Source organism: Candidatus Zixiibacteriota bacterium (assembly GCA_016933955.1).
GTDB lineage: Bacteria > Zixibacteria > MSB-5A5 > GN15 > PGXB01 > JAFGTT01.
This window is the reverse complement of record JAFGTT010000013.1, coordinates 1-26,867: the sequence shown is the minus strand read 5'-3', so window position 1 is coordinate 26,867 and position 26,867 is coordinate 1. Positions and strand designations below refer to the sequence as shown.

Genomic DNA, 26,867 nt, shown 5'->3' with positions numbered 1-26,867 from the left:
GACCTTAATCCATGAGATGGTTAGCTTTATCAATCAAAGGAGACTTATATTTGATTTCATGGCTGGCCGAACAAATTGTCCTGTACTGGGATATTTTTAAATACCTGATCCCGGCAGTTCCCTACACCGCCCTGATTACGGTGACTTCATTCGCCTTGGCCCTGGTTCTTGGATTGATCATGGGAATCCTTAGAATCTCGCGGGTGAAATTTATCGCCCGATTGGCTGGAGCCTACATCAATATAATCCGCGGGGTACCGCTTCTGGTGCAAATATTTTTTATCTATTTTGGCCTGGGAAGCCTGCTCGAATTGGACCGTTTCACCGCCGGGGTGCTGGCGGTGGGAATATGTTACTCGGCCTACCTGGCCGAAATCTTCCGCTCCGGTATCGAGGCTATCGATCATGGGCAATATGAAGCCGCCCAGTCACTGGGCATGACCCGGTTTCAAACCCTCCGCCATGTTATCATTCCTCAATCCATGCGAATCGTTATCCCTCCATCGGCCAACGAATTTATCGCCTCGCTCAAGGATTCCTCGCTGGTTTCGATTATCGGGATGAGGGAGTTGACCCGGGCCGGACGGGAATATTACTCCCAGTATTTTGTTGATTTCCAAACCTGGTTTTTGGTCGGGGTCATCTATCTGGTGATGACATTTTCTCTGACGCGGCTGGTCAAATATCTCGAACGGGTTTATGCCGTTGAAGGTTTCGGGAGCAAAAGGACATGATTATCGAAGTAAGGAATGTAACCTGCCGTTTCAATAATATCGTTGCCGTCGATAATGTCTCGATGTCGGTCGGTAAGGGAGAGACAGTGGTTATTATCGGACCTTCGGGTGCCGGTAAATCGACTCTGCTCCGATGCCTCAATGCCCTCGAAGATTTCAGCGAAGGTTCAATTATCATTGACGGTATCGGGGTTGGTAAGGATCAGAAAAATATCCACGACCTGCGGCTCGAGGTGGGGATGGTTTTCCAGAATTTCAACCTTTTCCCGCATTTGAACGTTATAAACAATATAATGTTGGCCCAGCGGGTGGTTCGCAAGCGTAGCGCGGATGAGGCCCGGAAAAAGGGACTGCTGTTGCTTGGTCGGGTAGGGCTTGAGGATAAAGTCGAGGCTTTCCCGGCCCAGTTGTCGGGCGGGCAGAAACAAAGGGTGGCTATCGCCCGGGCGCTGGCCATGGATCCGAAAGTTATGTTGTTCGATGAGGTTACTTCCGCTCTTGATCCGGAAATGATCGGCGAAGTTCTCGAAGTGATGAAAAATCTGGCGGCGGAAGGCATGACCATGGTGGTCGTAACTCATGAGATTGGATTCGCTCGTGAAGTCGCCTCAAGAGTCATTTTTATGGATAATGGCCGGATTGTCGAGGATGGCCCGCCACATGAAATCCTGGCAAATCCGAAAAAACAACGAACCAGGGATTTTTTAAGTAAGGTATTGTGAAAGGAAATAAGATGAGATATTCAATTGTTCTGCTAGTAATATTCTTAGTATTTTCCCAATCATTCGCAGACTCGTCTTCTTCTGAATTAATCCCTCCGGCCGGTAAAATTTCAACCAGGTTCATCGCCCGCATTAACCAGCTCTCACCGGTGGATAAATGCAAAATCTGGGTTTTCTTTACCGATAAGGGTTTCCCTGACGAGGCCGGCCGGAAATCCGCCATCGCCAATCTGGCCGATCGCTATACCAGGCGTTCCTTGGAGCGGCGGATCAGGCGCTCCGATAATCCCGAGATCTTCAGTTTCGCCGATATCCCGGTCAATCAGGATTATGTCAGTCAATTATCGGCCGCCGGGTTTAAGGTTATATACCAATCGCGCTGGCTCAACGCCGTTTCGGGGATGGCTGATAAGGCCACCATCGAATCATTGGCGGCCCTGTCTTTCGTCTGTAAAATACAGCCGGTGGCAGTTGCCCGAAGAATACCAATTCCAGATGGTGATATAAAAGATATCTCCATCCCGCCGGAAACGAAAAAGCCATCCGATATCCTGCCCGATTCGGTGCGTGATTGGTATGGATATTCATATACGCAGTTGAATATGGTCAATATCCCGCTGATGCATCAATTGGGATATACCGGCGAGGGCATTTTAATCGGCATTTTCGATACCGGATTCGATCTCGATCATCCTGCCTTCAGTCACCTGAATATCTGCGACAGATGCAAATACGATTTTGTTTTCGATGATACCTCGGTCGGCGATATCGACAATTCCCCTGCCGCTCCGGCTCATGGAACCGCCACCCTGTCAATTATCGGCGGCAAAGAAGATTCCGTGTTTGTCGGCGGCGCCTATGAGGCTTCATTTCTGGTGGCCAAAACAGAACGGGTCGAGGAGGAAATTGAAGCCGAGGAAGATTACTGGGTGGCCGCGGCCGAATGGGCCGACTCCCTTGGAGCCGATGTCATTTCATCCTCGCTGGGTTATTTCGACTGGTATACCTACGAAGACCTCGATGGTAAAACGGCCCTGGTTACCATAGCCGCCGAACAGGCCGCCGCCAATGGCATTGTCGTGGTCAATTCCGCCGGTAATGAAAATCTCAACGCCTGGCATTATGTTACGCCGCCGGCCGATGGACCATCCGTCATCGCCGTCGGAGCCGTCAATAGCCTGGGTATTATTGCCAGCTTTTCCTCGGCAGGCCCAACCTATGACGGCCGGGTCAAGCCCGATGTCGTCGCCATGGGAGTCAATGTTTATAAAGCCGATTATCAGACCGGATCCTATGGCACCGGTAGCGGTACCTCCTATGCCTGTCCTGCCACCGCCGCCGCCGCCGCCTTGCTTCTCGAGGTCCACCCGGACTGGTCACCGCTGGATTTAAAAGATGCCATGATCCACTCGGCCAACCGTTATAACACTCCCGACACTCTATATGGATATGGTTTGTATAATACCTTCAAAGCCGCCGATCTTCTTCATTTCGAACCGGTTTCGCCAATCCGGTTAGCGGTCGGCGATACTCTTGACATTACTCTGACTGTTTCCGGACTGGAGGATTCAACCTCAATTGTTATCTCCGCCACAAACCTTCCTGCTACAGCGGAATTCACCGATAACGGCGATCGAACTGCCCGGCTTTTTTATATCGGTAATGAGGATGATGTCGGCTCCCGTATTATCCACCTGACCGGGGCGGCCGGATCGGCCGTTGCCACGTATGATTTAACCCTGACCGTTCTGATTCAGAATGATATCATCGCCGGTCCCAATCCTTTCAGCGATTCCCTGACCATTTTTCTCGGCACCGGGAACAATAATCTGCAAGAAATTGCCATTTACTCGGTAAATGGAGAGAAAGTTTGGGACAATTATTCCGATACATATAATGAGGTGACCGGATCAGTTGTCTGGCAAGGAGTTAACAACGATGGCTCGCGGGTCGCGTCGGGCGTATACTTGGTCCTGGTTAAAACCGATAGAATGGTGAAAAGGATTAAGGTGTTCAGGAAATAGGGCGGGATGAACGACCAGTCATCAAAATTCTTCGTCGAGAAGACCAACCTCTGCAAATGTCCCGTATTCAAAATCGATCTGAACGGTCGCTTTGTCTATGTTGATGATTTAACCGAGAATCTCCTGGGAGTACCAAGTGAACAGCTCTTCGGGCGCAGTATCGAGGAGTACCTGGATTATGAATCCTATGCCGCGCTGTTATCGATCATGCATTCCGGTAAACACTACGAAACCTCGTTCCAGGCCATGACCATGACCTTTCTTGATGTCAACCGGAAACAACGGCACCTTGATGTTATTATCTCCCTGAATTTTATTGCCGGCAATCCGGCCAACTATCAGGTAATTATTAATGTCAATCGATGCCGTGGTTCCGCTTTCGTTTCATCCGATTCAGATAATACCGATGCCGATCTGCCTCATCTCCTGTTCGATTTCGTGGCCGGTTCTCCGGATAATCCGGATTGGGAAATGCTATGTGAAATTTTCATGGAGCTTCCCGATATCAGCCAGGTTGGAATTTATTTTCTGAAAGAAAACTCCCTGTCTTTGCTGGGCAGTGTTTCACGAACGGATATCGATAATCCGGTCGATCTGAAAGAGGCCAGTGAAAGCCTGCTGAAGGCCGCCTGTGAAGGCAAGACATTTATCAAACCGGATTCGATGGAAGTCGTTTCCGCCGATGAAATTATCTATGGCGGCACGGTCGATATCAGCTATCCGCTGATGTCACGCGAAAAAGCCTGGGGATTACTCCGGGTTATCCATAACGGCGATCATTCGCTTTTGGAATCCCAAATATCCCCGGCCGTTTGTTTCCTTGGAAAAACTCTCCACTCGGCCCTTGATATCAGCCAGCCCGGACCTGTTCCGGCCGGTTAATTTGTCCGAAGGATTCACCATGAATAAAAAAGAGATATTGATTTATTCCAATAACCGCCCGAACCCCGAAAATATCAGCACCATTCTGGGATCGGGTGATGAATTGGATTTTACCGTTATCAATGATTATGACCGGATATATCAATCACTCGAAAAAGGAAACTGCGATTTTATCATCATTGATACCGCCGGAGATATCCCTGATAGCCACTGCCGGGAGTTGTTCGAAATCTTACGGAAAAAGAATATCCCGGTCCTTTTCGCCGATCTCGACTCGACCCGCAAAACCGGGGGAGAGCAGGATTCATCATCATCTCCACACTCAATTCGCCGCCTGGTCTTGAAAAACCGGGCCCGGGTGAGTAGACCTGCCGAAGATGAGGATTTGAAAATCGTTAACCGAACCGCCGCCACATTGTGTCATGAGATAAACAATCCCCTGATGGTTATTGCCGCCAATGTCGAGGTTCTTTTAAAAAATTATGGTTTTATGCATTCCGATATTATTGACAAAATCAAAACTATCGGAACCGCCGCGGAGAGAATTCGCAAAGCGACCGACCGGCTGACCAATTTGAAAACCCTCAATTTCCGCGAAACCGTAGCCGGGCGGATGATTGTTATTGATGACGATTCCGAGATGAACGATTACCACAGTGCCGATTCAGCCTCGATTAAATCCGGGGAATAAATTTCTTGACTAATTCATGAATTGAAATATATTAACCCTCTCGGTTAAATGGGGCCGTAGTTCAGATGGGAGAACGCTTGACTGGCAGTCAAGAGGTCAGGGGTTCGATCCCCCTCGGCTCCATTTTTTTATGTACCTGTGATTTCTGCGTAATTCAATCGAATTTTTAAAATAGTGATATGAGTATAAAGACTCTTTCAAGCGATACTGGCGTGGGCGGTAGGCCCTCGTCTGCCCCGCATTGAATTATTCCCACCCCTTTCATGTCATTCTCATTCCTATTTTGTCATTCCCGACCCGATCGGGAATCCATCTTCATCCCCTCTCGAGAGGGGTGGATCCTCCGAAGGCATTTATGCCGGAGGCGGAGACGGGGTGTGTTATCCAATCGGCTTTACATACCCCCGAAATCCCCTCTCCGGAAGGACTTTGAACATCCTCCCGGGTGGCCAAATTTTGCATTGGCGGTAGACGCCCTCGTCTGCCCCTTACTGAATATTTCTTGGCGGTAGACGAGGGCATTTTCTGTCCACCAAATCCCTCATTTTCCCCACCCATTCACTCCTATTCCATACCCGGCCCGGATTATTATGAAAACCTTTTTACCCAAAACTCCCGGCACCAAAAATCTTTTTACTGACAAAACGAACCCATTTCAAGGCCGCCCGAAAATTGCGATGTATCAAAATACTTTCGAAAGGATGAAACGAACCCATTTTATCAATAAACTTTTTACTGAGGGAACGAACCCATTTTTAGAAATCCTTTCAAAAGACAAAACGAACCCATTTTACAGCCGCTTCCCTTATGGCTTTACAAGCTCCTTTTAACTTGACAAAATGGAGCGACCCTGTATTTTTTAATTAACGGGCCATAAACTTTATCAGGGGCAGCAGAATTCATTGGACAGCCCTTGATATGCCCGAAAATCGGACTCGCGAGTTGATTTTAAGTACAAAATACTTCGCGCACAGGAGTAACCATATGAATCGCAGGGATAAAGCCGGGAAACTGGTCTTAATTGCCGTTTCCTTGGTGTTCCTCATAATCCCGCCCGCCGCCCGGGCCACTTTCTCGATCGTGGCCGTGGATACCGTCACCGGGGCGGTCGGCAGTGCCGGGGCTTCCTGTATCGCCGGCTCCCAGATGATTCATGATTGTATCGAAAGCATCGGTGCCATCAACACCCAGGCCTACTATCTGGCGGCCAACCAGAACAATGCCCACAACCTGATGTTATCAGGCTTGACGCCGGATTCAATAATAAGCTGGCTGGTCAACAATGATGTCGAGGGGATGCCGATCTTCCGCCAGTATGGAGTGGTCACCCTGGCCGGAGGCGGCACCTCGGCCGGTTTCACCGGCGAGGCCAATTCCCCCTGGCGGGGCCATCTCACCGGACCGGGATATTCCATTCAGGGCAATATTCTGCTCGACTCGGCAGTCATCGCCGGGATGGAAACGGCCTATCTTAACACCGAGGGACCGCTCGAGGAAAAACTGATGGCGGCGCTTAATGCCGCCGATATCCCCGGGGCCGATACCCGCTGTATGTCATGTAATAAACCGGCTATTTCTGCCTTTATAAAAGTGATTCACCCCGGCGATGGTGAAACACCGTACCTGTACCGGTATGTTAACAATACCACCTGCGATATCAATCCAATGGATTCGCTTCGGCTTAAGTACGATCTCTGGAAGGCTCTGAAATATGCCGATGCCGGCCAGTCACAGGCTGAAATCACACCCGAAATTATTCCTTCCGGAGGTATTGATACTGCCATCATTACCGTAACCCCGCTGAATTATGCCGGTGAGCCACCGACCGAGGAGGCCTCGGTCAGCCTGGCAAATTCCGGCAACGGTATCCTGTCGGACGTCAACGACAATGGCGACGGGACATTCAACGCCATCATAACCGCGGCCATGACCCCAGGTTACGACACCATCACAGCCGTCGTCACGGCCGGGGGAGAGGTGGTTGAATTGAATACCAGGCCGGTCATCTGGTATTATTTATGCGGCGATGTTAATGCCACCGGCGCGGTTAACGTATTGGATATCACATACTTAATAAAGTACCTGTATTTATATGGTTTTGCCCCGAACCCGTCGCCATCGGGTGATGTCAATACCAGTGGAGCTATTAATATTCTCGATGTTACCTATCTGATAAATTACCTTTATAAGGATGGCCCGGATCCAATCTGCAAATAACGTGATATCAGAACTTAAGAAACACCAGGGGGGCGGCCGGAAACCGCCCTCTTTTATTAAACAAAAAGATGTTTTTAAAATATTTCTTCTTGTAAAATAATCGTGATTTCATATATCTTTGCGCCTGTTATGAAAAAGAAAAAACACAGCCGAAAAGCCCTGGCTCAGGTCAATTTCGACCTTTTCCAGCCGGTCATACTGCCGCCTCAGGACCGGCACGAGGTTTTTATTCCTGGGACCGATGATTTTGTCGGACTGGAACTGCCGAGTGTGCCGGAGTTATATACTATGTTCGATCGTATTAACCGGGAATATTTTCAGGGTCATCTGCCGTCGGTCCATATTTCCTATTCCAATCGCATGTTAATTGCGGGATCGTTCACACCGTCGCAGAATGAAATTAAGATCGGGCGCCGTTACCATGAAATTTTCCCGGAAGATATCGAAGACACTCTGAAACATGAGATGATACATATTATAAATCTTAAGCATGATCACTCGTTCCGTCAGGTAGCCGACCGGATTGGGGCCTCGCTAAAAGCCCGCAGTCATCCGTCGTTACGTGCCAGTTTTAAATATCTCTATGTTTGTCCGGCCTGCGGGCGGGAATATCCGCGGCGCAAACGATTGCGAATGGCCTCCTGTGGTATCTGCACCAGAGGAAAATCATTCGATCCAAAGTTTAAGCTGTATTTGAAAAAAACAGTCAGAGCCAGAAAGGCCGGGGATTAAGGGTGTCTTGCAAATTGGGATAACTTGCAGAAGCATAATAGATTATGTCTGTCATTAAAGGAATGGCGGATATTTCCGAATAAAAGTGGTTTAGATACGTAAGTTGTTGAAAAACACTTGACAGGCCTTTTTTTTTGGCTATATTCAAGGGCTTTATAACATTTAGGAGAGCTTAACCGGAATAATCCGGGGGATTAAATGAAGACGTATTTACCTAATATTGACGAGTTGCACAAGAACCGGAAATGGCATCTCATCGATCTGAAAGGGCTGACTCTGGGACGGGCCGCTATCAAAGTTGCCGATATTCTGCGCGGAAAAGATAAACCGATTTTTGCACCTCATCTGGATACCGGCGATTATGTGATAGCCATCAATGCCTCCCATGTCAAAGTCACCGGCAAAAAAGAAGAGAATATGGAATATTTCCGCTACTCCGGTTATCCCGGCGGTTTGAAAAAGGTTTCTTTCAGGAAGATGATGGATACCAATTCTCCCGGTGTTTTTACTCATGCGGTAAAAGGGATGCTTCCCAAAAACAAGCTGGGGCGTAAGATGATTAAGAAATTGCATGTTTATGCCGATGAAAATCATCCCCATCAGGCGCAGAAACCCGAAGATCTGAAACTATTTGAATCCTGATAGAGAGAATACATGAACGAGACTGTTTATTCGGCAACTGGAAGACGAAAAGAATCGGTTGCGCGCATTTCGATGAAGGTCGGCGGCGGCGTGATGGTCATTAACAAGAAGTCCGCTCGGGAATATCTCAAACGGGATGTTCTGGTGGATATTATCAATCAGCCGTTGGAAGAAACCGACACCAAGGGCAAGCTGGATATCAGCTGTAATGTTCGCGGGGGCGGGCATTCCGGTCAAGCCGGTGCCATTCGCCTGGCGATTGCCAGGGCCCTGGCTCTTCTGGATCCCGATCTGCGGCCGGCCCTGCGCAAAAAGGGTTATCTGACTCGTGATGCGCGGATTGTGGAACGTAAGAAGTACGGCCGCCCGAAAGCCCGGAAAAGATTCCAGTATTCGAAACGATAAAGATATTAATTATCCGGTGGAACCGGAAATAAGCACATTCTGCGTCATGACCCGGTGGTCCTGATCAGGTCCGGGTCCTCAGGCAGGGTGGAAGTTAAACCAAAACCAGAAAGGTCCTGCAGTGGTAAAACCCCAGATCAAGGAATTATTGGAGGCGGGAGTCCATTTTGGTCATCAGACCAGGAGATGGAATCCCAAAATGAAGCCGTTCATTTTTACGGAGCGGAACGGAATTTATATTATCGATCTCAATAAAACGCTCGAGGCTATCGAACGGGCTTGCATGAAGGTCCGGGAAGTGATGGCCCGCGGGCAATCGATTCTATTCGTCGGTACCAAAAAACAGGCCAAGGACGTTATCCGTGATGAAGCCACGAGGTGCGGGCAGTTCTTTGTCACCGAGCGGTGGCTGGGCGGGATGCTGACCAATTTTTCGACGATTAAATCCTCGATCAAAAAGCTCAAAGATCTGGAAAGAATGAAAGAAGAAGGTGAATACGAAAAATTCACCAAAAAAGAACGGTCGCGTTTTGACCGCAAAGCCCAGAAACTTGATAAGGTTCTCGGCGGAATCAAAGATATGAATTATCTGCCTGGAATGCTCTTCGTGGTGGATGCCAAGAAAGAGAAAATAGCGATCGCGGAAGCCTCCAATCTGGGTCTTCCAATTGTCGCCATACTGGATACCAATGCCGATCCGGATCCGATCGATTTCCCGATTGCGGCTAATGATGACGCTATTAAGTCGATTCGAATAATCACCCGGGCTATTGTCGATTCCGTTATCGATGCCAAAGCTTCGGTCACTGAAGAAGAAATTATGAAAAAAGTCGAATCAGAGCAGTCCAATAATGTGACCTCATATATCTCCGGTGATGATGAAGACGAGAAATAGGAAGGAATGTATAGATGGATATCTCAGCTCAAATGGTAAAGGAATTACGCGAGAAAACGGGCGCCGGAATGATGGATTGCAAAAAAGCTCTTACCGCCACCGGCGGCGATTTCGATAAAGCGGTTGATTTCCTGAGAGAAAAGGGCATTGCCAAAGCCGCCAGTAAAGCGGGGCGGTCCACCAAAGAGGGTATAATTGCTTCATATATTCACGCCGGTAGCAAACTCGGTGTTATGGTAGAAATAAATTGCGAGACCGATTTTGTGGCCCGAACTGATGATTTCCAGAGCTTCGCCAAAGACATTGCCATGCAAATCGCGGCGGCCAATCCCCTGTCCGTATCCCGTGATAATGTCGATGCCGCCGTAATTGAAAAGGAAAGAGAAATCTATCGTCAACAGGCCCTCAATGAAGGTAAACCGGAGAAGATTGTCAATAAAATCGTTGATGGTAAATTGGATAAATACTATTCCGAGGTTTGTCTTCTGGAACAGCCCTTCGTCAAAGACGGTGATAAAACCATCCGGGATGTTGTAACCGAGGCCATCGCCCGGCTCGGAGAAAATATAGAAATCAAAAGATTCATTCGTTTTCAGTTGGGTGAATAAGCATGGAAGATGGCCAGCATCAAAAATATCGCCGGGTTTTACTTAAATTATCCGGCGAAATTCTGGCTGGTTCCGATTCTTTTGGCATTAATTCCGATGCCATCGATAATGTCTGCCGACAAATTAAAGCCGTGGTCGACCACAAGGTCGAACTGGCTGTCGTTATAGGCGGAGGCAACATCTTTCGCGGATTGAGTGCCTCCGGGATGGACATGGACCGCGTGACCGCCGATCAAATGGGCATGATGGCGACCATTATCAATGCCTTGGGATTACAGGATCGCCTTGAGAATATGGGTCTTTTTACCCGGGTCATGTCGGCCGTTCGAATCGAATCCTTCGCCGAAACATATATCCGCAGGCGGGCTGTGCGTCATCTGGAAAAAGGACGGCTGGTTATTTTTGCCGCCGGAACAGGCAATCCCTTTTTCAGTACCGATACCGCCGCGGCCCTCCGGGCTTCAGAGATAAACGCTGATGTGATTCTGAAAGCCACCAAAGTTGACGGGGTTTATTCCGATGATCCGGTGACTCATCCGGGGGCCGAATTTTTCAGGAATTTGACCTACATGGATGTCATCCGGCGGCAACTCCAGGTTATGGATTTGACCGCCATAACGCTGTGCAAAGATAGTAATATCCCTATAATTGTATTTAATGTCAATCGGCCGGGAAATCTTCAGAAGATTATCCTGGGAGAAGAGGTCGGGACAATTATTTCTTGATATACGGTAAATCGGACTGGTTAAAAATATGGTCAAAGGAGATATCCTATGATGGAGAAACTTTTTTCTGAGACCGAAGACAAGATGAGCAAAAGTTTCCAGGCGGTTAAACGGGAGTTCGCCTCTCTTCGAACCGGCAAGGCTTCGACCTCACTCCTGGATAACATCAAGGTCGATTACCACGGGACTATTTTACCGCTCAATCAACTGGCCTCGATATCCGCCCCGGAACCAAGGCTTTTGGTGGTCCAGGCTTGGGATAAAGGGATCGTCAGTGAAATCAGTAAGGCGATCCAGAAGGCTGATCTGGGCCTGAATCCTCTGGTGGAGGGCAATATAATACGTTTGCCAATCCCGGCCCTTAATGAGGAACGGCGAAAAGAAATGGTGAAACTCTGTAAAAAAATCGCCGAGGAGGGCAAAATCGCCATCAGGAATATCCGGCGAGAGGCCAATGATAACCTGAAAAAGGCAGAAAAATCAAAGGATATTTCAGAGGATCAGCAGAAAAAGGGATTTGACAGAATTCAGGAACAAACAGATTCTTATATTAATAAAATCGATGATTTGATGGACGACAAAGAAAAAGATATAATGGCTGTTTGATAAAAGATTGAAAGCGCCCCAATTAACCGCCCGGAAAACCGCCGGGCGGTATTTTTATTTCTGGCTGATGATCGGGAAAATCAGCACCCTGAAAAATAGACTCAGGATTTGATTTGACCGGCCGGTTTTGGGCCCAAAAGGTTTGACAATTATAAAATATTAGATATATTTAAAATCTTGCATTTTGGAAAACTGTGAATGTTTTCACAATATGGAATTTAGGTTGATCGGTAAATTGTCTTGAATCATAAAAGCTTAGGAGAAAGTCATGGCGAATGTGACGGAATATAAAAATTATATTGGTGGCGAATGGGTTAAAACCCGAACCGGGCAAACCTTTGAAAATCGAAACCCTGCCAACACCGATGAGGTTGTCGGCATATTTCAGAAATCCGGATCGGATGATGTCAAAGATGCCATTGCGGCCGCCAAAGATGCCTTTAAAAAATGGCGATTGGTTCCGGCTCCCAAGCGGGGCGAGATTCTGTACCGGATTTCCCAGCGGTTGGTTAAGGAAAAAGAACTGTGCGCCAGGGAAATGACCCGTGAGATGGGCAAAGTTCTCAAAGAAACCAGGGGCGATGTCCAGGAGGCAATTGATCTCGGTTTTTATATGGCCGGTGAGGGACGCCGATTGCTTGGGGTGACAACCCCTTCCGAAATGCCCAATAAATTCCAGATGTGTATCCGTCAACCCAAAGGTGTTTGCGGATTGATTACCCCGTGGAATTTCCCCATGGCCATTCCCTCGTGGAAAATGATGCCGGCGTTGGTGGCAGGGAATACGGTAGTGATAAAGCCGGCCACGGATACTCCTCTTTCGGTTTTCAACTATGTCAGGATTATGGAAGAAGAAGGCCTGCCGGGCGGGGTCGTTAATATCGTAACCGGTTCCGGCGGTGCGGTTGGTAATCCCCTGATGACTCATAAAGACGTCGCTGTGATTAGTTTCACCGGCTCCACGGAAGTGGGCCGAAAGGTTTCCGAAGCCTGCGCCACTGATTTCCGTGGTTGTCACCTGGAAATGGGCGGCAAGAATTGTATTCTTGTTATGGATGATGCCAATGTCGATCTGGCTGTCGATGGAGCTCTATGGGGCGCTTTCGGGACCACCGGTCAACGTTGCACAGCCTCTTCGCGCCTGATTGTCCACAAGGCGGTAATAAAGCAATTCACCGAGAAACTGGTGGCCCGGGCCAGAACCCTGAAAGTCGGCAACGGTCTGGATGAGTCGGTCGATATGGGGCCGGCGATCAATGAAAGCCAGATGAAGACGGTTTTAGATTATATTGAGATTGGCAAGAAAGAAGGTGGCAAAGTCCTTTGCGGCGGTGATCGTCTAACCGGCGGCGATTACGATAAAGGCTACTTTACCATGCCAACGGTTTTCGGCGATATCACTCCCGATATGACCATCTTCAAAGAGGAAATATTCGGTTCGGTGACCTCGATTACCGAATGCGGATCGCTTCAGGAAGGGATAGAACTGTGTAATAAAACCGTGTATGGTTTGTCCGGTTCAATTTATACTCAGGATGTGAACAAAGCCTTCACGGCCATGCGGGATGTTTACACCGGCATTTTCTATGTCAACGCCCCTACTATCGGGGCCGAGGTCCATCTCCCGTTCGGCGGTGTGAAGGAAACCGGTAACGGTCATCGCGAGGCGGGTATTGCGGGCCTGGATGTCTTTACTGAATGGAAGTCAATCTATGTCGATTTTTCCGGGACTATCCAGAGAGCCCAGATTGATAATAACTGATCTGATGATATATAGTGATTATTCCCGATGTGACCGTTGTCTCGGGTGATTGAGAAGGAGACTAAGTAGTGGACAGAAAGAAAATCATTATTATGGGAGCCGCGGGAAGGGATTTTCATAACTTCAATTGCCTGTATCGCAATAATAAAGCGGTCGAAGTGGTGGCTTTTACAGCGACCCAGATTCCGGAAATTGAAGGGCGGGTTTACCCGAAATCGCTGGCCGGTCCGCTGTATCCAGGGGGAATTCCAATTCATCCTGAGGAAGAACTGCTGAGCCTGATCCAGAAACACCATGTTGATGAAGTGGTCTTTTCTTACTCCGATGTTCCCTATGAATATGTTATGGATAAAGCGGCTTATGTCATTGCCTGCGGTGCCCGCTTCGCGATGGAGGGTGGCGCCCCGACCATGATCAAGTCGATTAAACCGGTGGTGTCGGTCTGCGCCGTGAGAACCGGTTGCGGAAAATCCCAGACCACTCGTCGCGTGGCCGAAGCCCTGATCGAGATGGGCAAAAAAGTCGTAGCCATTCGTCACCCCATGCCCTATGGTGATCTGGCCAAACAGGCTTGTCAGCGGTTTGCTTCCCTGGCCGACCTCAAAAAACACAAATGCACCATTGAGGAAATGGAAGAATATGAGCCTCATATCAACCGCGATATCGTTGTTTATGCCGGGGTCGATTATGAAATGATCATCCGCGAGGCCGAAAAAGAGGCCGATATTATCCTCTGGGATGGTGGCAACAACGATATGCCTTTCTATCAATCCGATCTCTCGATTGTCGTTGTCGATCCACATCGCCCGGGACATGAAATCAATTATTATCCGGGACAGAGTAATTTTCTGCTGGCTGATGTGATCGTCATCAATAAAATCGATACCGCCCCCATGGACGGCATCAATGAAGTTCGCCGAAATATTGGCTATTATAATCCCGAAGCTATTGTGGTTGACGGTGCCTCACCCGTGGTGGTGGAAAATCCCGAGGCTATCCGGGGCAAGAAAGTTCTGGTGATCGAAGACGGCCCGACAACAACTCACGGTGAGATGGCTTACGGGGCCGGTATGGTGGCGGCGGCAAAATTCGGTGCCGCCGAGACAGTTGACCCCCGTCCCTACACGGTTGGATCGATTTCGGACACGTTCAAGAAATACCCGGAAATTGGGACCCTGCTTCCAGCCATGGGCTATTTCGGAAAACAGCTTGCAGATCTTGAGAAAACCATCGAGAAAACCAAATGCGATACCGTTCTGATTGCCACCCCGATCGATTTACGCCGGGTGATTAATATTAAGAAGCCTTCGGTTCGGGTATCGTACGATCTTCAGGAAATCGGACAGCCAACGCTGAAGGATATTCTTGAAAGTTTTTTCCGGAAACCAGCCGGGAAAAGCAAAGGCAAGTCTAAAAAGTAATTTATGACCGCTTTGAATGGCAAGACGGCAGTTATTGCACTGGGCGGTAATGCCATCACTCTTCCGGGAGTGGAGGACACCATTGCCAACCAGTTTGCCAATACCCGCGCATCTCTGGACGGTATCGTGGAGCTGGCCAGGATGGGGTATAAGCTGGTCATTACGCATGGAAACGGCCCGCAGGTCGGTAATGCCATCCTGCGGGTGGAATTGGCCCGCGGCAAAGCGCCCATTTTGCCGCTGGGAATTTGTGTTGCGGATACCGAGGGCGGTATGGGGTACATGATCGAACAGTCGCTTCAGAATCGGTTGAAAAAAGAGAACGTCAATCGTCAGGTGGTAACAGTTATAACGCAGGTTTTGGTAGACCAAAACGATCCCCAGATCGCCGACCCGACCAAATATATCGGCCAGTTTTATTCCGAGGCGGAAGCAAAAGGCTTTGCCTCGGAGAGGGGCTGGGTGGTGAAAAAAGATGCCAACCGGGGATGGCGCCGGGTGGTTCCTTCGCCTCTTCCGATTTCGGTCGTGGAATCGACAACAATCAAAACCCTCGTCGATCGCGGAACAATTGTCATCGCCGCCGGGGGCGGAGGGATCCCAGTATATATTGATGATAAGGGCAATCTGGAAGGGATTGATGCCGTGATCGACAAGGATCTGGCCTCAGCCGTTCTTGGCAAGGAAATCGAATCCGAAATCCTGATGATTTTGACATCAGTGGAAAAAGTCGCATTGAACTACGGCGAAACCAATGAGACGTTACTTGATCGTATGACGGTTTCAGAGACGCTCAAGTTTCTAAGAAAAGGACACTTCCCGCCGGGTTCGATGGGACCGAAAATTTCGGCGGCCATTCAGTTTTTGCAGAATGGCGGTAAAGAGGTTATTATAACTTCCTTTAAAAATGCCGGACGGGCGCTGGTGGATGGCACCGTCGGCACGAGGATACTGCCTGATTAATTATGTGCAGAATCTCGCAAGAAGCCATCTCGGCAATTTTGAAAAAAGGTAAAATATACGAGGTCGGTGGAGCGGTGCGCGATCGCCTGCTCGGACGAAAAATCGATGTTAAGGACCGCGACTATCTGGTTTGCGGGATACCGTACGGGGAATTGTCGGATATCCTGAAAAAACACGGACAGGTCGATCTTGTAGGGCGGTCATTCGGTGTGATAAAATTCACCCAGTTTCGCGATGATCGCAAATATACTTTTGATGTGGCCCTGCCGCGCAAGGAATTTTCGACCGGTGTCGGGCATCGCGAGTTCTCGGTGGAATTCGATCCGGCCCTGAAAGTAGAGAATGATCTCCTGCGCCGCGATTTTACCATTAATGCCATGGCTGTGGCGCTCGACAGCAGCGAGTTTGTCGATCCATTCGACGGCCGTCGTGATCTGAGTAAAAGAATTATCCGTATGGTTTCCCCGGAGTCTTTCCCCGAGGATCCCCTGCGGATGCTTCGTGCCATTCAATTCGCCGCCCGATTCGAATTTACCATAGAACCGGAAACATTCAGGGCCATTATCCGGCACAGCGGCTTGATCAAATCCGTTTCACCGGAACGAATCAGCGAGGAATTGAATAAACTTCTGGTTCTGGCGGATCGACCCTCGATCGGTTTTCGACTGATGCATGAAACCGGATTGTTAAAACAGATTCTGCCCGAGATGGAAGAGATGGTGAATGTTCATCAACCGGGAGGCTACCATAAGTACGACGTTTTTGAGCATACTCTCCACACTGTCGATGCCGCGCCGAAGGTTTTACAGATTCGCCTTGCGGCGCTTTTTCATGATATCGCCAAACCCCAGACTAAAAGAGCCCTTGAAGAAGAAGGCAAGGCAACTTTTTACGGCCATGAGAAAATCGGAGCCAGAACGGCTTTGAGAGTGATGAAACGGCTGCGCTATTCCAATGATATGATCCGGGCTGTAGTTATTCTGGTGGACAAACATATGTTCACCACCGCCGTGACCGATAAAGGGATGCGGCGCCTGATTAGGCGGGTCGGTCAGGATCTCATTTTTAATTTATTGGATTTAAGACGGGCCGATGTCGTGGCGCAGGGAATGGGCGGACAAACCGATGATGTCGATGAATTTGAACGGCAAATCCGCGATGAACTTGAAAGAAAACCCCCGTTTTCGATTAAAGACTTGGTCATTAATGGTCATGATCTCATGAGTGTCTTTAATCTTCCCCAATCGGCTATAATCGGTGAGGTGTTAAATTACCTTCTGGAAAAAGTGCTGGATGATCCGGGTGATAATGAAAGAGAAAAATTACTGGCTTTCGCCCGGTTGTACCTGGAAAGCAGAAAACAAGAAAATAAACCATAAATTAAACAGCTGGAGATGGCTTTATGAAGATACACGAGTATCAAGCCAAAGAGATTTTCGCATCGGCCGGTATTCCGGTTCCCAGGGGAAAGGTCGCAACCAATCCTATGGAGGTGGTTCAGATTGCCGAGGAAATCGGTCGACCGGTTATGGTCAAGGCCCAGGTTCATGTCGGCGGACGGGGTAAGGCCGGGGGCGTTAAATACGCCGAGAATGTGGAAACAGCCCGGGTTTTGGGGCAGAAGATTCTGGGAATGGATATTAAGGGACTTAAGGTTGAGAAAGTCCTGGTAACTGAAGCGGCGGATATTGTCAGTGAATCCTATGTCGGGATCGTTATTGATCGTGCCTCAAAGGCTCCGGTTATCATGGTTTCCCCCGCCGGCGGTATTGATATCGAGGAAGTGGCCGCCAAAACACCGGAGAAAATACATAAACTGGCTGTCGATCCGATCATGGGGCTGAAGGCTTACCAGGCCCGAGATCTGGCCGCCAGGCTGTATAAGGATATCAAACAGGTCCGTCAGGCCGCGGATATTCTGATGAAATTGTATGATACTTACTGGAAAATCGATGCCTCTCTGGTGGAAATCAATCCCCTGATTACTACGCCTCAGGGCGATGTGGTGGCGATTGATGCCAAAATAAATATTGATGATAATGGTCTTTTTCGGCAGAAAGAGATCGAAACCCTCCGGGATCTGTCGGCCGAGGACCCGGCCGAAATGGAAGCCCGCGAGGGCGATCTGTCATTTGTCAAGTTGAGTGGTAATATCGGTTGTATGGTCAACGGCGCCGGTCTGGCCATGGCAACCATGGATCTGGTCAAGCACCACGGTGGCGATCCGGCCAATTTCCTTGATATCGGCGGTTCCTCGAATCCCCGGAAGGTCCTGACGGCGATGCGGATTATTCTCCGCGATCCGCATGTTCGGGCGATTCTGATAAACATATTCGGCGGGATTACCCGTTGCGACGATGTGGCCAACGGAATTGTCATGGCCGTTGAGGAATTGAAACCGGAGGTACCAATTGTTGTTCGTCTGACCGGTACCAATGAAGAAGAGGCCAAAAAGATTCTCGGATCGGTGACCTCGGTGAAATTGGAACACGGCGACTCGCTTGATGAAGTCGTTAAAAAAGCCATTGCGCTGGGCGAAGCGGAAATTCCCGTTTAAGGAGACCATCATGAGTATCTTAATTAATAAAAAGACAAAAGTTATTGTCCAGGGTATTACCGGGCGTGATGGATCATTCCACGCCGAGCAAATGAAAAAATACGGCACCAATGTGGTCGGCGGAGTCACCCCCGGTAAGGGTGGCACCAAGGTGGCCGGGATACCGGTCTTCGATTCCGTGGCTAAGGCTGTGGCGGTCACCAAGGCCAACACTTCGGTTATTTATGTTCCACCGATATTTGCCGTTGATGCCGTATATGAAGCAGTCGATGCCGGTATTAAATTGGTGGTCTGTATCACCGAGGGTGTTCCCGCCAACGATATGCTGAAAGTGTATAAGTATGTGAAGGAAAAAGGGGCGCGGATGATCGGACCCAACTGCCCCGGTTTAATTTCCCCGGATCAGTCAAAGGTTGGGATTATGCCGGGAAATATCTGCAAAAAAGGCTCGATCGGGGTTGTGTCGCGCTCCGGCACGCTTACTTATGAGGCCATCTGGGCCCTGACCTGCGCCGGTATGGGTCAAACGACCTGTATCGGTATCGGCGGGGACCAGATTATCGGAACCAATTTTATCGATGTTCTGGCAATGTTTGAGGAAGACAAGGCCACCAAAGGAGTGGTTATGATAGGAGAAATTGGCGGCTCCGATGAGGAAGAGGCGGCCAGGTTTATCAAGAAAAATATGTCCAAACCGGTGGTCGGATTTATTGCTGGTCGGGCGGCTCCGCCCGGGAAGCGGATGGGTCATGCTGGTGCAATCATCTCAGGTGGTTCCGGCACAGCCTCGGAAAAAGTGGAAGCTCTCAATAAGGTCGGGATTCCGGTGGCTGTTTCACCGACCCAGATTCCGGAGTTGATGAAGGAAAAACTGACCAAAATCAAATTAGCGGGAAAAGCCACAGCCGGAAAAAAGACACTGGCCGCAAAAAAAGCCGCGGCCGGGAAAAAAAGCAAAGCCAAAAAACCTGCCGCCCCCAAAGGCGGAAGAGACAAAAAGAAAAAAGCACCGGCCAAAAAGACCGGGGGAAAACGTAAAAAATAATACATATTTTGCGGCGATTTGATTATCTCCGAAGGAGAAAGATAATGACTGATAATGAACCGAAGCCTGTTGATTCCGCTGAGGAACCCAAAGAGGCAGAGGCCGGCAATGAGCCGAAGAAGAAAAAATATGTATATGACGGGAAGACTCCTCCCCTGAATATATTTCTTCACTGGTGCAAGGCATGTAACTTATGCATTGCCTTTTGTCCCCATAAAGTTCTGGAACCGGACCGTGACGGCAAACCGATGCTGGCTCACCCTGAGAAATGCACCCAATGCGCCATTTGCTGGCTGCATTGTCCGGATTTTGCCATAACCTCCAATTATAAGTGAGGGAGTTGAAGATGAAGAATAATACTGGAAATGCCAGACTGCTACAGGGTAATGAGGCCTGTGTTTTGGGGGCGCTTTATGCCGGAGTTCGTTTTTTTGCCGGTTATCCCATCACTCCTTCAACGGAAATCGCCGAGGGAATGGCCCGGGAACTGCCCAAAATCGGCGGTAAATTCATTCAGATGGAAGATGAAATTGCCTCCATCGCGGCCGTAATTGGGGCCTCCAATACCGGCTGTAAATCCATGACAGCAACCTCAGGACCGGGGTTTTCCCTGATGCAGGAAAATATCGGCTATGCTTATATTACCGAATCCCCGTGTGTGATTGTTGATGTTCAACGAGGCGGCCCCTCAACCGGACTGCCGACCAAGATATCCCAGTCCGATACCATGCAGGCCCGATGGGGTACCCATGGCGATTATACCGCCATCGCCCTGGCCCCCTCAACCGTTAAGGAATGTTTCGAAGAAACCGTTCGGGCGGTTAATCTTTCGGAACGATTTCGAACGCCGGTTACGGTTCTGGCGGATGAGGTTCTGGGCCATATGCGTGAGATGATGATCGTTCCGGCCAAAGGCGAACTGGAAACAATCGAAAGACACAAACCAGATGTTCCCAGTGACTGGTATCGGCATTTTGAAATTACACCCAGTTTTGTTAGTCCGATGGCCTCATTCGGTGACGGCTATCGGTACAATGTAACCGGCTTGATCCACGATCAGGATGGTTTTCCGACCGCCAATCCGAATGAAATAAAAGACAAGCTGGACAAACTGAGAAAGAAAATTGAACGTTATACGGATGAGATTTTTAAAATTCGGACTGACATGATGGATGATGCTCATATCGCCATCGTATCCTATGGTACCGTATCGCGAAGCGCCCGACAGGCGATTAAAATCGCCCGCGAGCGCCGTATCAAGGTCGGGGCCATTCAATTATTGACACTCTGGCCGTTTCCGGATCTCAAGTTGCGGGAAATGTTCGGGGGCATTCGCAAGATTATCGTGGCCGAGTTGAATATGGGTCAACTGGTAAATGAAATTAAAAGAATTGCTCCCCGACATGTCGAGGTCCATTCTTTGCAGAGGTACGACGGCGAAGTTATGGCGCCGCAGCAGATTCTTGATAAAATTAGAGAGGTGAAGTGATGGATAAAATAGCCCATGAATCGGATGTCACTCATCACTATCTGAGACCCAAAAAGAAATTTCCCAATGTCTGGTGCGCCGGTTGCGGGAACGGAATCGTCATGGGGGCCCTGATTCGCTCCATTGACCGTCTGGGTCTTGATAAAGATGAAGTGGTGGTTGTTTCCGGAATCGGGTGTTCCAGCCGCATGCCGGTCTATCTTGATTTCGGGACTTTGCATACTACCCACGGGCGGGCTCTGCCATTCGCCACCGGAGTTAAAATCGCCAAACCCAATATGAAGGTGATCGTCATCACTGGGGACGGTGATGCTCTGGCAATCGGCGGTAATCATTTTATTCATGCCTGCCGGAGAAATATCGATATCACGACGATTTTGATTAATAATAAAATATATGGAATGACAGGGGGGCAATTCGCTCCGACCACGCCGGGAGGATCCTTTGCCACCACCGCACCTTATGGCAACTACGAAAAGCAATTCGATGCCGTCAAACTGGCCATCGGCGCCGGAGCATCATATGTGGCCCGCGGAACGGTTTATCATGTGCAGCAGTTGGAAAAATTAATCGAAGGGGCTATCATGAAAAAGGGTTTTGCCCTGGTTGATACATATTCCAACTGCCATACCTATTACGGCCGGTTCAACAAGGAAGGCGATGCTGTGGCTATGCTGGATTGGTTCAAGAAACATGCCGTACCGATAAATGTGGCCCAGAAATTACCGCCGGAAAAACTGGAAGGCAAATTCGTTACCGGACTTATTCATGAGACCAATGCTACCGAATTCTGTGAAGAATATGCCATGCTGGTCGAACGGTTGGCGGCCAAGGAGTCTTGATTATGAAAGCATCGAATATGAAAAGAGAAAAAGAAATTAAAAACACTGATGATCGTTTTGAAATCCGGTTATCCGGATCGGGCGGTCAGGGATTGATCCTGGCCGGTGTTATTCTGGCCACCGCGATTGGAGTGGGAGACGGAAAAAACGCCGTGCAGACCCAGTCCTACGGTCCGGAGGCCCGCGGCGGGGCCAGCCGTGCCGATGTTGTTATTTCAGATGGTGAGATATATTACCCTAAGACAATGAAACTTGATCTCCTGCTGGCTCTTACCCAGGAAGCCTGTGATAAATACTATCCCGACATGAAAGAAGGCGGCATTCTGGTGGTCGATTCGACTCTGGTAACCCAGGTTCCGACCAAGAAGTATTATGGTTTTCCTTTTGTCCGATTGGCTCGGGAGGAGATCGGACATGTTATGGTGGCCAATGTCATCGCTCTGGGAGCCATCACCGAATTGACCGGTATTGTGAGTAAAGAATCGGTTAAGAAAGCGGTGCTTGATCGCGCTCCCCGGGGAACCGAGGAGAAAAATACCAAAGCTCTCGAGCTCGGATTCAAAATCGCCCGCAATGCCATGAAAGGCTGTTGAGATAACATGATATCCAATCCGGAAAAAACCTTGTTAATTGTCAAACCGGATGCAGTGGAAAGACGGCTAATTGGGCATATTGTCAGCCGCCTGGAACGGGCGGGATTTAAAATCCGCGGTTTGAAGATGGAAACCTTGACGATCGATAAAGCAAGGAATTTCTACGCCGTCCATAAAGAGCGTCCTTTTTACAGCGATCTGATTGAATTCATGACATCGGGGCCGGTAGTGCCAATATTGCTTGAAAAAGAGAATGCCGTGACTGATTTGCGAACGTTGATCGGAGACACCGATCCGGCCCGGGCCGATTGCGGAACCCTGCGACAGGAGATCGCTCTGGATATACAACGTAACTCGGTTCATGCCTCCGATTCATCCGAAAATGCTACCGGTGAGATAGCCTTTTTCTTTGGTTGAGGAATGAGGATTTTTATCAACTATGGCGACCGACGATTGCGTCTTGAAATACCGGATAATGGCAATTTCGATGAATTCCATAATCCGATATCTGATATATCTATTGGGTATGATGAATTCATCGCCGCGGTGGAATCCGGCGAGCGGGACTTATTCTCTGTTTCCGGCGTTGATTTATTTATAATCAACGATGCCTATCGGCCGACACCATCGGCCAAAATACTGAAATGGCTGGATGAAGCAGATCGCTTAAACAGCCACGCCCGGATAATAATTGCCACCGGTTGTCATGGTAAACCAACCGATAAGCAATTAGAAATTACTCTCGGTGCCTTATACGAGCGTTTCAAGGAACGAGTCTTGATCCATGATGCTCATGATATCCAAAACATGGTAACAGTGGGACAGGATTCAGGCGGAGAACCGATCCGGCTCAATCGGACTGTGATTGAAGCCCGGCGCATCGCGGTTATCGGCTCGGTAGAACCACACTACTTCGCCGGTTTTACCGGTGGACGTAAATCAATCTTCCCCGGTCTATGTGACTATGAAACCACCGTACGGAATCACAACCGGGCGATCAGCTTCGAGGCCATGCCGATGAAACTCGATGGTAATCCGATCGAAGAACATTTGCGGACACTCATGAGATTAATAACCGGTGATAATATCTTCAGTATACAGCTGGTAGCCGGTGACGGAGGCAAATTGCAGGCGGTATTCTGCGGCCAATTGGATGATTCCTTCCGAAAGGCCGTGCAGTGTTCGATCGGGATTTTCGGCCATAAAATAAATCGGAAATATGATTTATTGCTGGCTGAAGTGGCTCCGCCACTCGACAGTAATCTATACCAGTTACAGAAATCACTCGAAAATTGCCAGCCGGCTGTTACGGACAATGGCACGGTAATTATCTTCTCGCCATGCCGTGAGGGAATTGGATCGAATGATTTCTACCGTTTGGCCGAGGAGTGGGCGCCCGATAAATCGATCATGCCGGGAGATGAATCATCATTCGGTCGGCATAAAGTTTACCGGGTTTATCAAATCGGGAGACGGATCAATGTCTGGCTATACTCGGAATTGGAAAATGGAGTCTCCGATGTCGTTTACTTTAAAACCATCCGGGAGCCGCAAAAAGTAATCGACGATCTTGGGGAAAATAACGCATTATTGAGAACCGCATTGGTACATGATGCGGGTCATACTGTTCTTGTAAATTAGCGGGACCTTGTTAATATTAAAAAAACAAATGGAGGAGTAATGAACAAGAAGATTGCCGTTATCGGAGCTGGAAACGTTGGCGCCAGTTGCGCGCAGTATCTGGCCGAGGCCAACATCGGCGATGTCGTCATGATCGACATTATTGAAGGCATGCCTCAAGGCAAAGCTCTGGATTTGATTCAGGCTGGGCCGGTTCGGGGTTATAACTGCATGATTACGGGGAGTAACAACTACAAAGATATCAAGGGCGCTGATCTGGTTATTATGACGGCCGGTTTGGCCCGTAAACCGGGAATGTCGCGCGAGGATCTTCTTAATATGAACGCCAAAATCGTCGAGACAGCGGCGGTAAATATTAAGAAATATGCTCCCAAGTCGTTTGTCGTGGTGGTTTCCAACCCACTCGACATTATGACTTACCACATGATGAAAGTGACCGGTTTCCCGACGCATCGCGTCTGCGGTCAGGCCGGTATTCTCGATTCGACCCGGTTTCGAGCCTTCGTGGCTATGGAACTGGGTGTGGCCATGGCTGAAGTGCAGGCGATGGTTCTGGGCGGTCACGGCGATACCATGGTACCGCTTCCGCGCTATACCACGGTCGCCGGAATCCCCATCGGGGAATTGATTCCGACCAAACGGATCAAGGAAATTTCCGAGCGGACGCGTATGGGCGGCGGAGAAATCGTTAAACTGCTTAAGTCCGGATCGGCCTATTATGCACCGGCGGCGGCCTCGGTCGATATGGCCCGCGCCATTTTGCTCGATGAAAAACGCGTCTTTCCGTGTTCGGCCTACCTGACCGGTCAATACGGCATTAAAGATATTTATATCGGCGTCCCGGTGGTGCTGGGAGGTAACGGGGTCGAGAAGATTCTTGAACTCAAATTGAACAAGACAGAAGCCAAGGAACTTCAGACATCGGCCGGTAAGTACAGGGGTGTTCTTAAAGAAATCGGCTATTAATGGAGGAAGAACGTGACACCTAAATTCAAGCATATTGAAATTCCCAAAGATGGGCAGCGGATAACCATCAAAAAGAAAAAGCTGGTTATTCCTGATAAGCCTATCATTCCCGTAATCGAGGGCGATGGAATCGGCCGCGATATTATGAAAGCCACCCGGAGAGTGGTTGATGCGGCGGTTCAGAAAGCCTACAAGGGCAAGAAGAAGATCGCCTGGATGGATGTTTACGCCGGCGAAAACGCCAACAAGTTGTACAAAGAATGGCTGCCGCAGGAGACTTTCGACGCCATCAGTTACTACTATGTGGCTCTCAAGGGCCCTCTCACGACGCCGATCGGAGGCGGTTTCCGGTCGCTCAACGTGACCCTTCGCCAGGTGCTCAATCTTTATGCCTGCGTCCGCCCGGTGCGCTATTTCCAGGGAGTCCCATCGCCGGTAACCAATCCCGAGAAAATGGATATCGTCATTTTCCGTGAGAACACCGAGGATGTGTACGCCGGAATCGAATGGAAGAAAGGCACCAAAGAGGCCAAACAGGTTATCAGTTTCCTGAACACCAAGATGAAGCGGAATATCCGGACCGATTCGGGGATCGGGATCAAGCCCATTTCGGTTAAAGGGACCAGGCAGTTGGTCCGCAAGGCCATCCAGTACGCCATCGACCGGAAACTCAGATCGGTGACATTGGTTCACAAGGGCAATATCATGAAATACACCGAGGGAGCCTTCCGCGACTGGGGATACAAACTGGCCAAGAGCGTTTTCCCCAGGGTGACCATCACCGAGGACGAACTCTGGAGCAAATACAAGGGCAAACAGCCCAAAGGCAAGATTGTCATCAAAGACCGGATTGCCGATTCCATGTTCCAGCAGATTCTGACCCGGACCGACGAGTACGACGTGCTGGCCACACCCAACCTGAACGGCGATTATCTTTCGGATGCCGCCGCGGCCCAGGTGGGCGGACTGGGTATGGCGCCGGGCGCCAATATCGGCGATTATATCGGCCTGTTCGAGGCGACTCACGGGACGGCCCCGAAATATGCCGACAAGGATATGGTCAATCCCGGATCGCTGATTCTTTCGGCGGTCATGATGCTCGAGTATCTCGGCTGGAACAAGGCCGCCGATATGGTGACCAAATCCGTCGAGACAACCATCAAGAAGAAAACCGTTACCTACGACCTGCATCGGTTGATGAAGGGGGCGAAGAAGGTTTCAACCTCGGAATACGCCACCCAGATCATCAAGAACATGAAGTAGCGTCAGGGTATCTTCGATAATCAACCGCCGGGTTTAAAGCCCGGCGGTTTTTTTTGTGACCGATTCGAGTGTCAGGGACTAAATGGGTTCGTTTCATCCTTCGATAAATTTTTGGTAAATGGGTTCATTTCATCCAATGGAAAATATTTTGATGCGGCGCGATTTTTCGGAAGGCCATAAAATGGGTTCGTTTCCTCAGTAAAAAGTTTTCGATAAAATGGGTTCGTTTCATCCGGCGAGGTGTTTTTATTGCCACGTGGTATTTTTGAGAGGCTATAAAATGGGTTCGTTTTGTCAGTAAAAAGTTTTTTACGAGATTCGGTACATAGACGGCAGGGAATTTGATGGAGAATATTATGGTGGTACGGGTTTTCATATAAATCGGGGGAGGGAATGTATTAAGGGCAAAGTAGTGGAGAAAATGAAAGGGGGGATGTTGTTA

Annotated in this window: 28 protein-coding genes and 1 tRNA gene; all 29 read left to right on the top strand. The window is 49.2% G+C overall.

Translation table 11 applies throughout. The features are described 5' to 3' along the window. The first annotated feature begins 50 nt into the window (after nt 1–50). The 29 genes from JXQ28_04400 to icd all read left to right on the top strand — a co-directional run bounded on the left by JXQ28_04400 (nt 51) and on the right by icd (nt 26,425). Nucleotides 51–734: an amino acid ABC transporter permease gene (locus JXQ28_04400; protein MBN2276972.1), complete on the top strand. Its 684-nt coding sequence runs from the start codon at nt 51–53 to the stop codon at nt 732–734. Further along, nucleotides 731–1,456 (top strand): amino acid ABC transporter ATP-binding protein, encoded by a 726-nt coding sequence (locus tag JXQ28_04395; protein MBN2276971.1) that lies wholly within the window; start codon nt 731–733, stop codon nt 1,454–1,456. Before JXQ28_04400 ends, JXQ28_04395 begins: the two co-directional genes overlap by 4 nt. A 149-nt stretch (nt 1,457–1,605) precedes the next feature. Beyond that, nucleotides 1,606–3,480, top strand: a complete 1,875-nt coding sequence (locus JXQ28_04390) for a S8 family peptidase (protein ID MBN2276970.1) — start codon at nt 1,606–1,608, stop codon at nt 3,478–3,480. A gap of 6 nt (nt 3,481–3,486) precedes the next feature. Then, nucleotides 3,487–4,362 (top strand): PAS domain-containing protein, encoded by an 876-nt coding sequence (locus JXQ28_04385; GenBank protein ID MBN2276969.1) that lies wholly within the window; start codon nt 3,487–3,489, stop codon nt 4,360–4,362. 19 nt (nt 4,363–4,381) lie between these two features. Further along, a complete protein-coding gene (locus tag JXQ28_04380; protein MBN2276968.1) occupies nt 4,382–5,053 on the top strand; it encodes a hypothetical protein in 672 nt (223 codons plus the stop codon). Between the two features lie 50 nt (nt 5,054–5,103). After that, nucleotides 5,104–5,176: transfer RNA gene (locus JXQ28_04375), tRNA-Ala, on the top strand. A 467-nt stretch (nt 5,177–5,643) separates the two neighbouring features. Continuing rightward, a complete protein-coding gene (locus tag JXQ28_04370; protein MBN2276967.1) occupies nt 5,644–5,883 on the top strand; it encodes a hypothetical protein in 240 nt (79 codons plus the stop codon). Between the two features lie 154 nt (nt 5,884–6,037). Next, a complete protein-coding gene (locus tag JXQ28_04365; protein MBN2276966.1) occupies nt 6,038–7,270 on the top strand; it encodes a DUF1028 domain-containing protein in 1,233 nt (410 codons plus the stop codon). 129 nt (nt 7,271–7,399) lie between these two features. After that, complete coding sequence (locus JXQ28_04360) at nt 7,400–8,002, top strand: SprT-like domain-containing protein (GenBank protein MBN2276965.1); 603 nt, start codon at nt 7,400–7,402, stop codon at nt 8,000–8,002. Between the two features lie 198 nt (nt 8,003–8,200). Next, nucleotides 8,201–8,644: a 50S ribosomal protein L13 gene (rplM, locus tag JXQ28_04355; protein ID MBN2276964.1), complete on the top strand. Its 444-nt coding sequence runs from the start codon at nt 8,201–8,203 to the stop codon at nt 8,642–8,644. A gap of 12 nt (nt 8,645–8,656) precedes the next feature. Continuing rightward, nucleotides 8,657–9,049: a 30S ribosomal protein S9 gene (rpsI, locus tag JXQ28_04350; GenBank protein ID MBN2276963.1), complete on the top strand. Its 393-nt coding sequence runs from the start codon at nt 8,657–8,659 to the stop codon at nt 9,047–9,049. Nucleotides 9,050–9,185: 136 nt separating this feature from the next. Further along, complete coding sequence (gene rpsB, locus JXQ28_04345) at nt 9,186–9,944, top strand: 30S ribosomal protein S2 (GenBank protein MBN2276962.1); 759 nt, start codon at nt 9,186–9,188, stop codon at nt 9,942–9,944. Between the two features lie 14 nt (nt 9,945–9,958). Further along, nucleotides 9,959–10,552: a translation elongation factor Ts gene (tsf, locus tag JXQ28_04340; protein MBN2276961.1), complete on the top strand. Its 594-nt coding sequence runs from the start codon at nt 9,959–9,961 to the stop codon at nt 10,550–10,552. A gap of 2 nt (nt 10,553–10,554) precedes the next feature. Continuing rightward, a complete protein-coding gene (locus tag JXQ28_04335) occupies nt 10,555–11,277 on the top strand; it encodes a UMP kinase (protein ID MBN2276960.1) in 723 nt (240 codons plus the stop codon). A 48-nt stretch (nt 11,278–11,325) separates the two neighbouring features. Beyond that, complete coding sequence (gene frr, locus JXQ28_04330) at nt 11,326–11,883, top strand: ribosome recycling factor (protein ID MBN2276959.1); 558 nt, start codon at nt 11,326–11,328, stop codon at nt 11,881–11,883. Between the two features lie 268 nt (nt 11,884–12,151). After that, entirely contained in the window at nt 12,152–13,645 is a 1,494-nt protein-coding gene (locus tag JXQ28_04325) for an aldehyde dehydrogenase family protein (protein ID MBN2276958.1), read from the top strand. A gap of 68 nt (nt 13,646–13,713) precedes the next feature. Beyond that, nucleotides 13,714–15,066 carry a GTPase gene (locus JXQ28_04320; GenBank protein MBN2276957.1) on the top strand — a complete coding sequence of 451 codons (1,353 nt, stop codon included), beginning with the start codon at nt 13,714–13,716 and terminating at the stop codon, nt 15,064–15,066. A gap of 3 nt (nt 15,067–15,069) precedes the next feature. After that, nucleotides 15,070–16,029, top strand: a complete 960-nt coding sequence (gene arcC, locus JXQ28_04315; protein ID MBN2276956.1) for a carbamate kinase — start codon at nt 15,070–15,072, stop codon at nt 16,027–16,029. Nucleotides 16,030–16,031: 2 nt separating this feature from the next. Beyond that, complete coding sequence (locus tag JXQ28_04310; protein MBN2276955.1) at nt 16,032–17,408, top strand: CCA tRNA nucleotidyltransferase; 1,377 nt, start codon at nt 16,032–16,034, stop codon at nt 17,406–17,408. 23 nt (nt 17,409–17,431) lie between these two features. Then, nucleotides 17,432–18,586: an ADP-forming succinate--CoA ligase subunit beta gene (sucC, locus tag JXQ28_04305; GenBank protein ID MBN2276954.1), complete on the top strand. Its 1,155-nt coding sequence runs from the start codon at nt 17,432–17,434 to the stop codon at nt 18,584–18,586. A gap of 10 nt (nt 18,587–18,596) precedes the next feature. After that, nucleotides 18,597–19,631 carry a succinate--CoA ligase subunit alpha gene (sucD, locus tag JXQ28_04300; GenBank protein ID MBN2276953.1) on the top strand — a complete coding sequence of 345 codons (1,035 nt, stop codon included), beginning with the start codon at nt 18,597–18,599 and terminating at the stop codon, nt 19,629–19,631. Nucleotides 19,632–19,675: 44 nt separating this feature from the next. Beyond that, nucleotides 19,676–19,966, top strand: a complete 291-nt coding sequence (locus JXQ28_04295; GenBank protein MBN2276952.1) for a 2-ketoglutarate oxidoreductase subunit delta — start codon at nt 19,676–19,678, stop codon at nt 19,964–19,966. Between the two features lie 11 nt (nt 19,967–19,977). Continuing rightward, entirely contained in the window at nt 19,978–21,120 is a 1,143-nt protein-coding gene (locus JXQ28_04290; protein ID MBN2276951.1) for a 2-oxoacid:acceptor oxidoreductase subunit alpha, read from the top strand. Then, nucleotides 21,120–21,962 carry a 2-oxoacid:ferredoxin oxidoreductase subunit beta gene (locus tag JXQ28_04285; protein ID MBN2276950.1) on the top strand — a complete coding sequence of 281 codons (843 nt, stop codon included), beginning with the start codon at nt 21,120–21,122 and terminating at the stop codon, nt 21,960–21,962. The genes JXQ28_04290 and JXQ28_04285 overlap by 1 nt, the downstream gene beginning before the upstream one ends. A gap of 17 nt (nt 21,963–21,979) precedes the next feature. Continuing rightward, entirely contained in the window at nt 21,980–22,555 is a 576-nt protein-coding gene (locus JXQ28_04280) for a 2-oxoacid:acceptor oxidoreductase family protein (protein MBN2276949.1), read from the top strand. A 6-nt stretch (nt 22,556–22,561) separates the two neighbouring features. Continuing rightward, the gene (ndk, locus tag JXQ28_04275; GenBank protein MBN2276948.1) at nt 22,562–22,972 is read left to right on the top strand and encodes a nucleoside-diphosphate kinase; all 411 of its coding nucleotides are present in this window, start codon (nt 22,562–22,564) and stop codon (nt 22,970–22,972) included. A 3-nt stretch (nt 22,973–22,975) separates the two neighbouring features. Next, complete coding sequence (locus JXQ28_04270) at nt 22,976–24,196, top strand: DUF2088 domain-containing protein (protein ID MBN2276947.1); 1,221 nt, start codon at nt 22,976–22,978, stop codon at nt 24,194–24,196. 39 nt (nt 24,197–24,235) lie between these two features. Beyond that, on the top strand, nt 24,236–25,162 hold the full coding sequence (gene mdh / locus JXQ28_04265; protein ID MBN2276946.1) for a malate dehydrogenase: 927 nt from the start codon (nt 24,236–24,238) through the stop codon (nt 25,160–25,162). Between the two features lie 12 nt (nt 25,163–25,174). Next, nucleotides 25,175–26,425, top strand: coding sequence for an isocitrate dehydrogenase (NADP(+)) (gene icd / locus JXQ28_04260; protein ID MBN2276945.1), 1,251 nt, complete (start codon nt 25,175–25,177; stop codon nt 26,423–26,425). Nucleotides 26,426–26,867 lie beyond the last annotated feature (442 nt).

Excerpts from the sequence above, each read along its gene's own strand:
- rpsI (MBN2276963.1), top strand. The coding sequence starts at position 8,657 with ATGAACGAGACTGTTTATTCGGCAACTGGAAGACGAAAAGAATCGGTT.
- sucC (MBN2276954.1), top strand. The coding sequence starts at position 17,432 with ATGAAGATACACGAGTATCAAGCCAAAGAGATTTTCGCATCGGCCGGT.
- arcC (MBN2276956.1), top strand. The coding sequence starts at position 15,070 with ATGACCGCTTTGAATGGCAAGACGGCAGTTATTGCACTGGGCGGTAAT.
- JXQ28_04285 (MBN2276950.1), top strand. The coding sequence starts at position 21,120 with ATGGATAAAATAGCCCATGAATCGGATGTCACTCATCACTATCTGAGA.
- JXQ28_04380 (MBN2276968.1), top strand. The coding sequence starts at position 4,382 with ATGAATAAAAAAGAGATATTGATTTATTCCAATAACCGCCCGAACCCC.
- mdh (MBN2276946.1), top strand. The coding sequence starts at position 24,236 with ATGAACAAGAAGATTGCCGTTATCGGAGCTGGAAACGTTGGCGCCAGT.
- ndk (MBN2276948.1), top strand. The coding sequence starts at position 22,562 with ATGATATCCAATCCGGAAAAAACCTTGTTAATTGTCAAACCGGATGCA.
- JXQ28_04395 (MBN2276971.1), top strand. The coding sequence starts at position 731 with ATGATTATCGAAGTAAGGAATGTAACCTGCCGTTTCAATAATATCGTT.
- sucD (MBN2276953.1), top strand. The coding sequence starts at position 18,597 with ATGAGTATCTTAATTAATAAAAAGACAAAAGTTATTGTCCAGGGTATT.
- tsf (MBN2276961.1), top strand. The coding sequence starts at position 9,959 with ATGGATATCTCAGCTCAAATGGTAAAGGAATTACGCGAGAAAACGGGC.
- rplM (MBN2276964.1), top strand. The coding sequence starts at position 8,201 with ATGAAGACGTATTTACCTAATATTGACGAGTTGCACAAGAACCGGAAA.
- JXQ28_04360 (MBN2276965.1), top strand. The coding sequence starts at position 7,400 with ATGAAAAAGAAAAAACACAGCCGAAAAGCCCTGGCTCAGGTCAATTTC.
- JXQ28_04370 (MBN2276967.1), top strand. The coding sequence starts at position 5,644 with ATGAAAACCTTTTTACCCAAAACTCCCGGCACCAAAAATCTTTTTACT.
- JXQ28_04270 (MBN2276947.1), top strand. The coding sequence starts at position 22,976 with ATGAGGATTTTTATCAACTATGGCGACCGACGATTGCGTCTTGAAATA.
- JXQ28_04385 (MBN2276969.1), top strand. The coding sequence starts at position 3,487 with ATGAACGACCAGTCATCAAAATTCTTCGTCGAGAAGACCAACCTCTGC.
- frr (MBN2276959.1), top strand. The coding sequence starts at position 11,326 with ATGATGGAGAAACTTTTTTCTGAGACCGAAGACAAGATGAGCAAAAGT.
- JXQ28_04295 (MBN2276952.1), top strand. The coding sequence starts at position 19,676 with ATGACTGATAATGAACCGAAGCCTGTTGATTCCGCTGAGGAACCCAAA.
- JXQ28_04310 (MBN2276955.1), top strand. The coding sequence starts at position 16,032 with ATGTGCAGAATCTCGCAAGAAGCCATCTCGGCAATTTTGAAAAAAGGT.
- JXQ28_04365 (MBN2276966.1), top strand. The coding sequence starts at position 6,038 with ATGAATCGCAGGGATAAAGCCGGGAAACTGGTCTTAATTGCCGTTTCC.
- JXQ28_04280 (MBN2276949.1), top strand. The coding sequence starts at position 21,980 with ATGAAAAGAGAAAAAGAAATTAAAAACACTGATGATCGTTTTGAAATC.
- JXQ28_04325 (MBN2276958.1), top strand. The coding sequence starts at position 12,152 with ATGGCGAATGTGACGGAATATAAAAATTATATTGGTGGCGAATGGGTT.
- JXQ28_04335 (MBN2276960.1), top strand. The coding sequence starts at position 10,555 with ATGGAAGATGGCCAGCATCAAAAATATCGCCGGGTTTTACTTAAATTA.
- JXQ28_04290 (MBN2276951.1), top strand. The coding sequence starts at position 19,978 with ATGAAGAATAATACTGGAAATGCCAGACTGCTACAGGGTAATGAGGCC.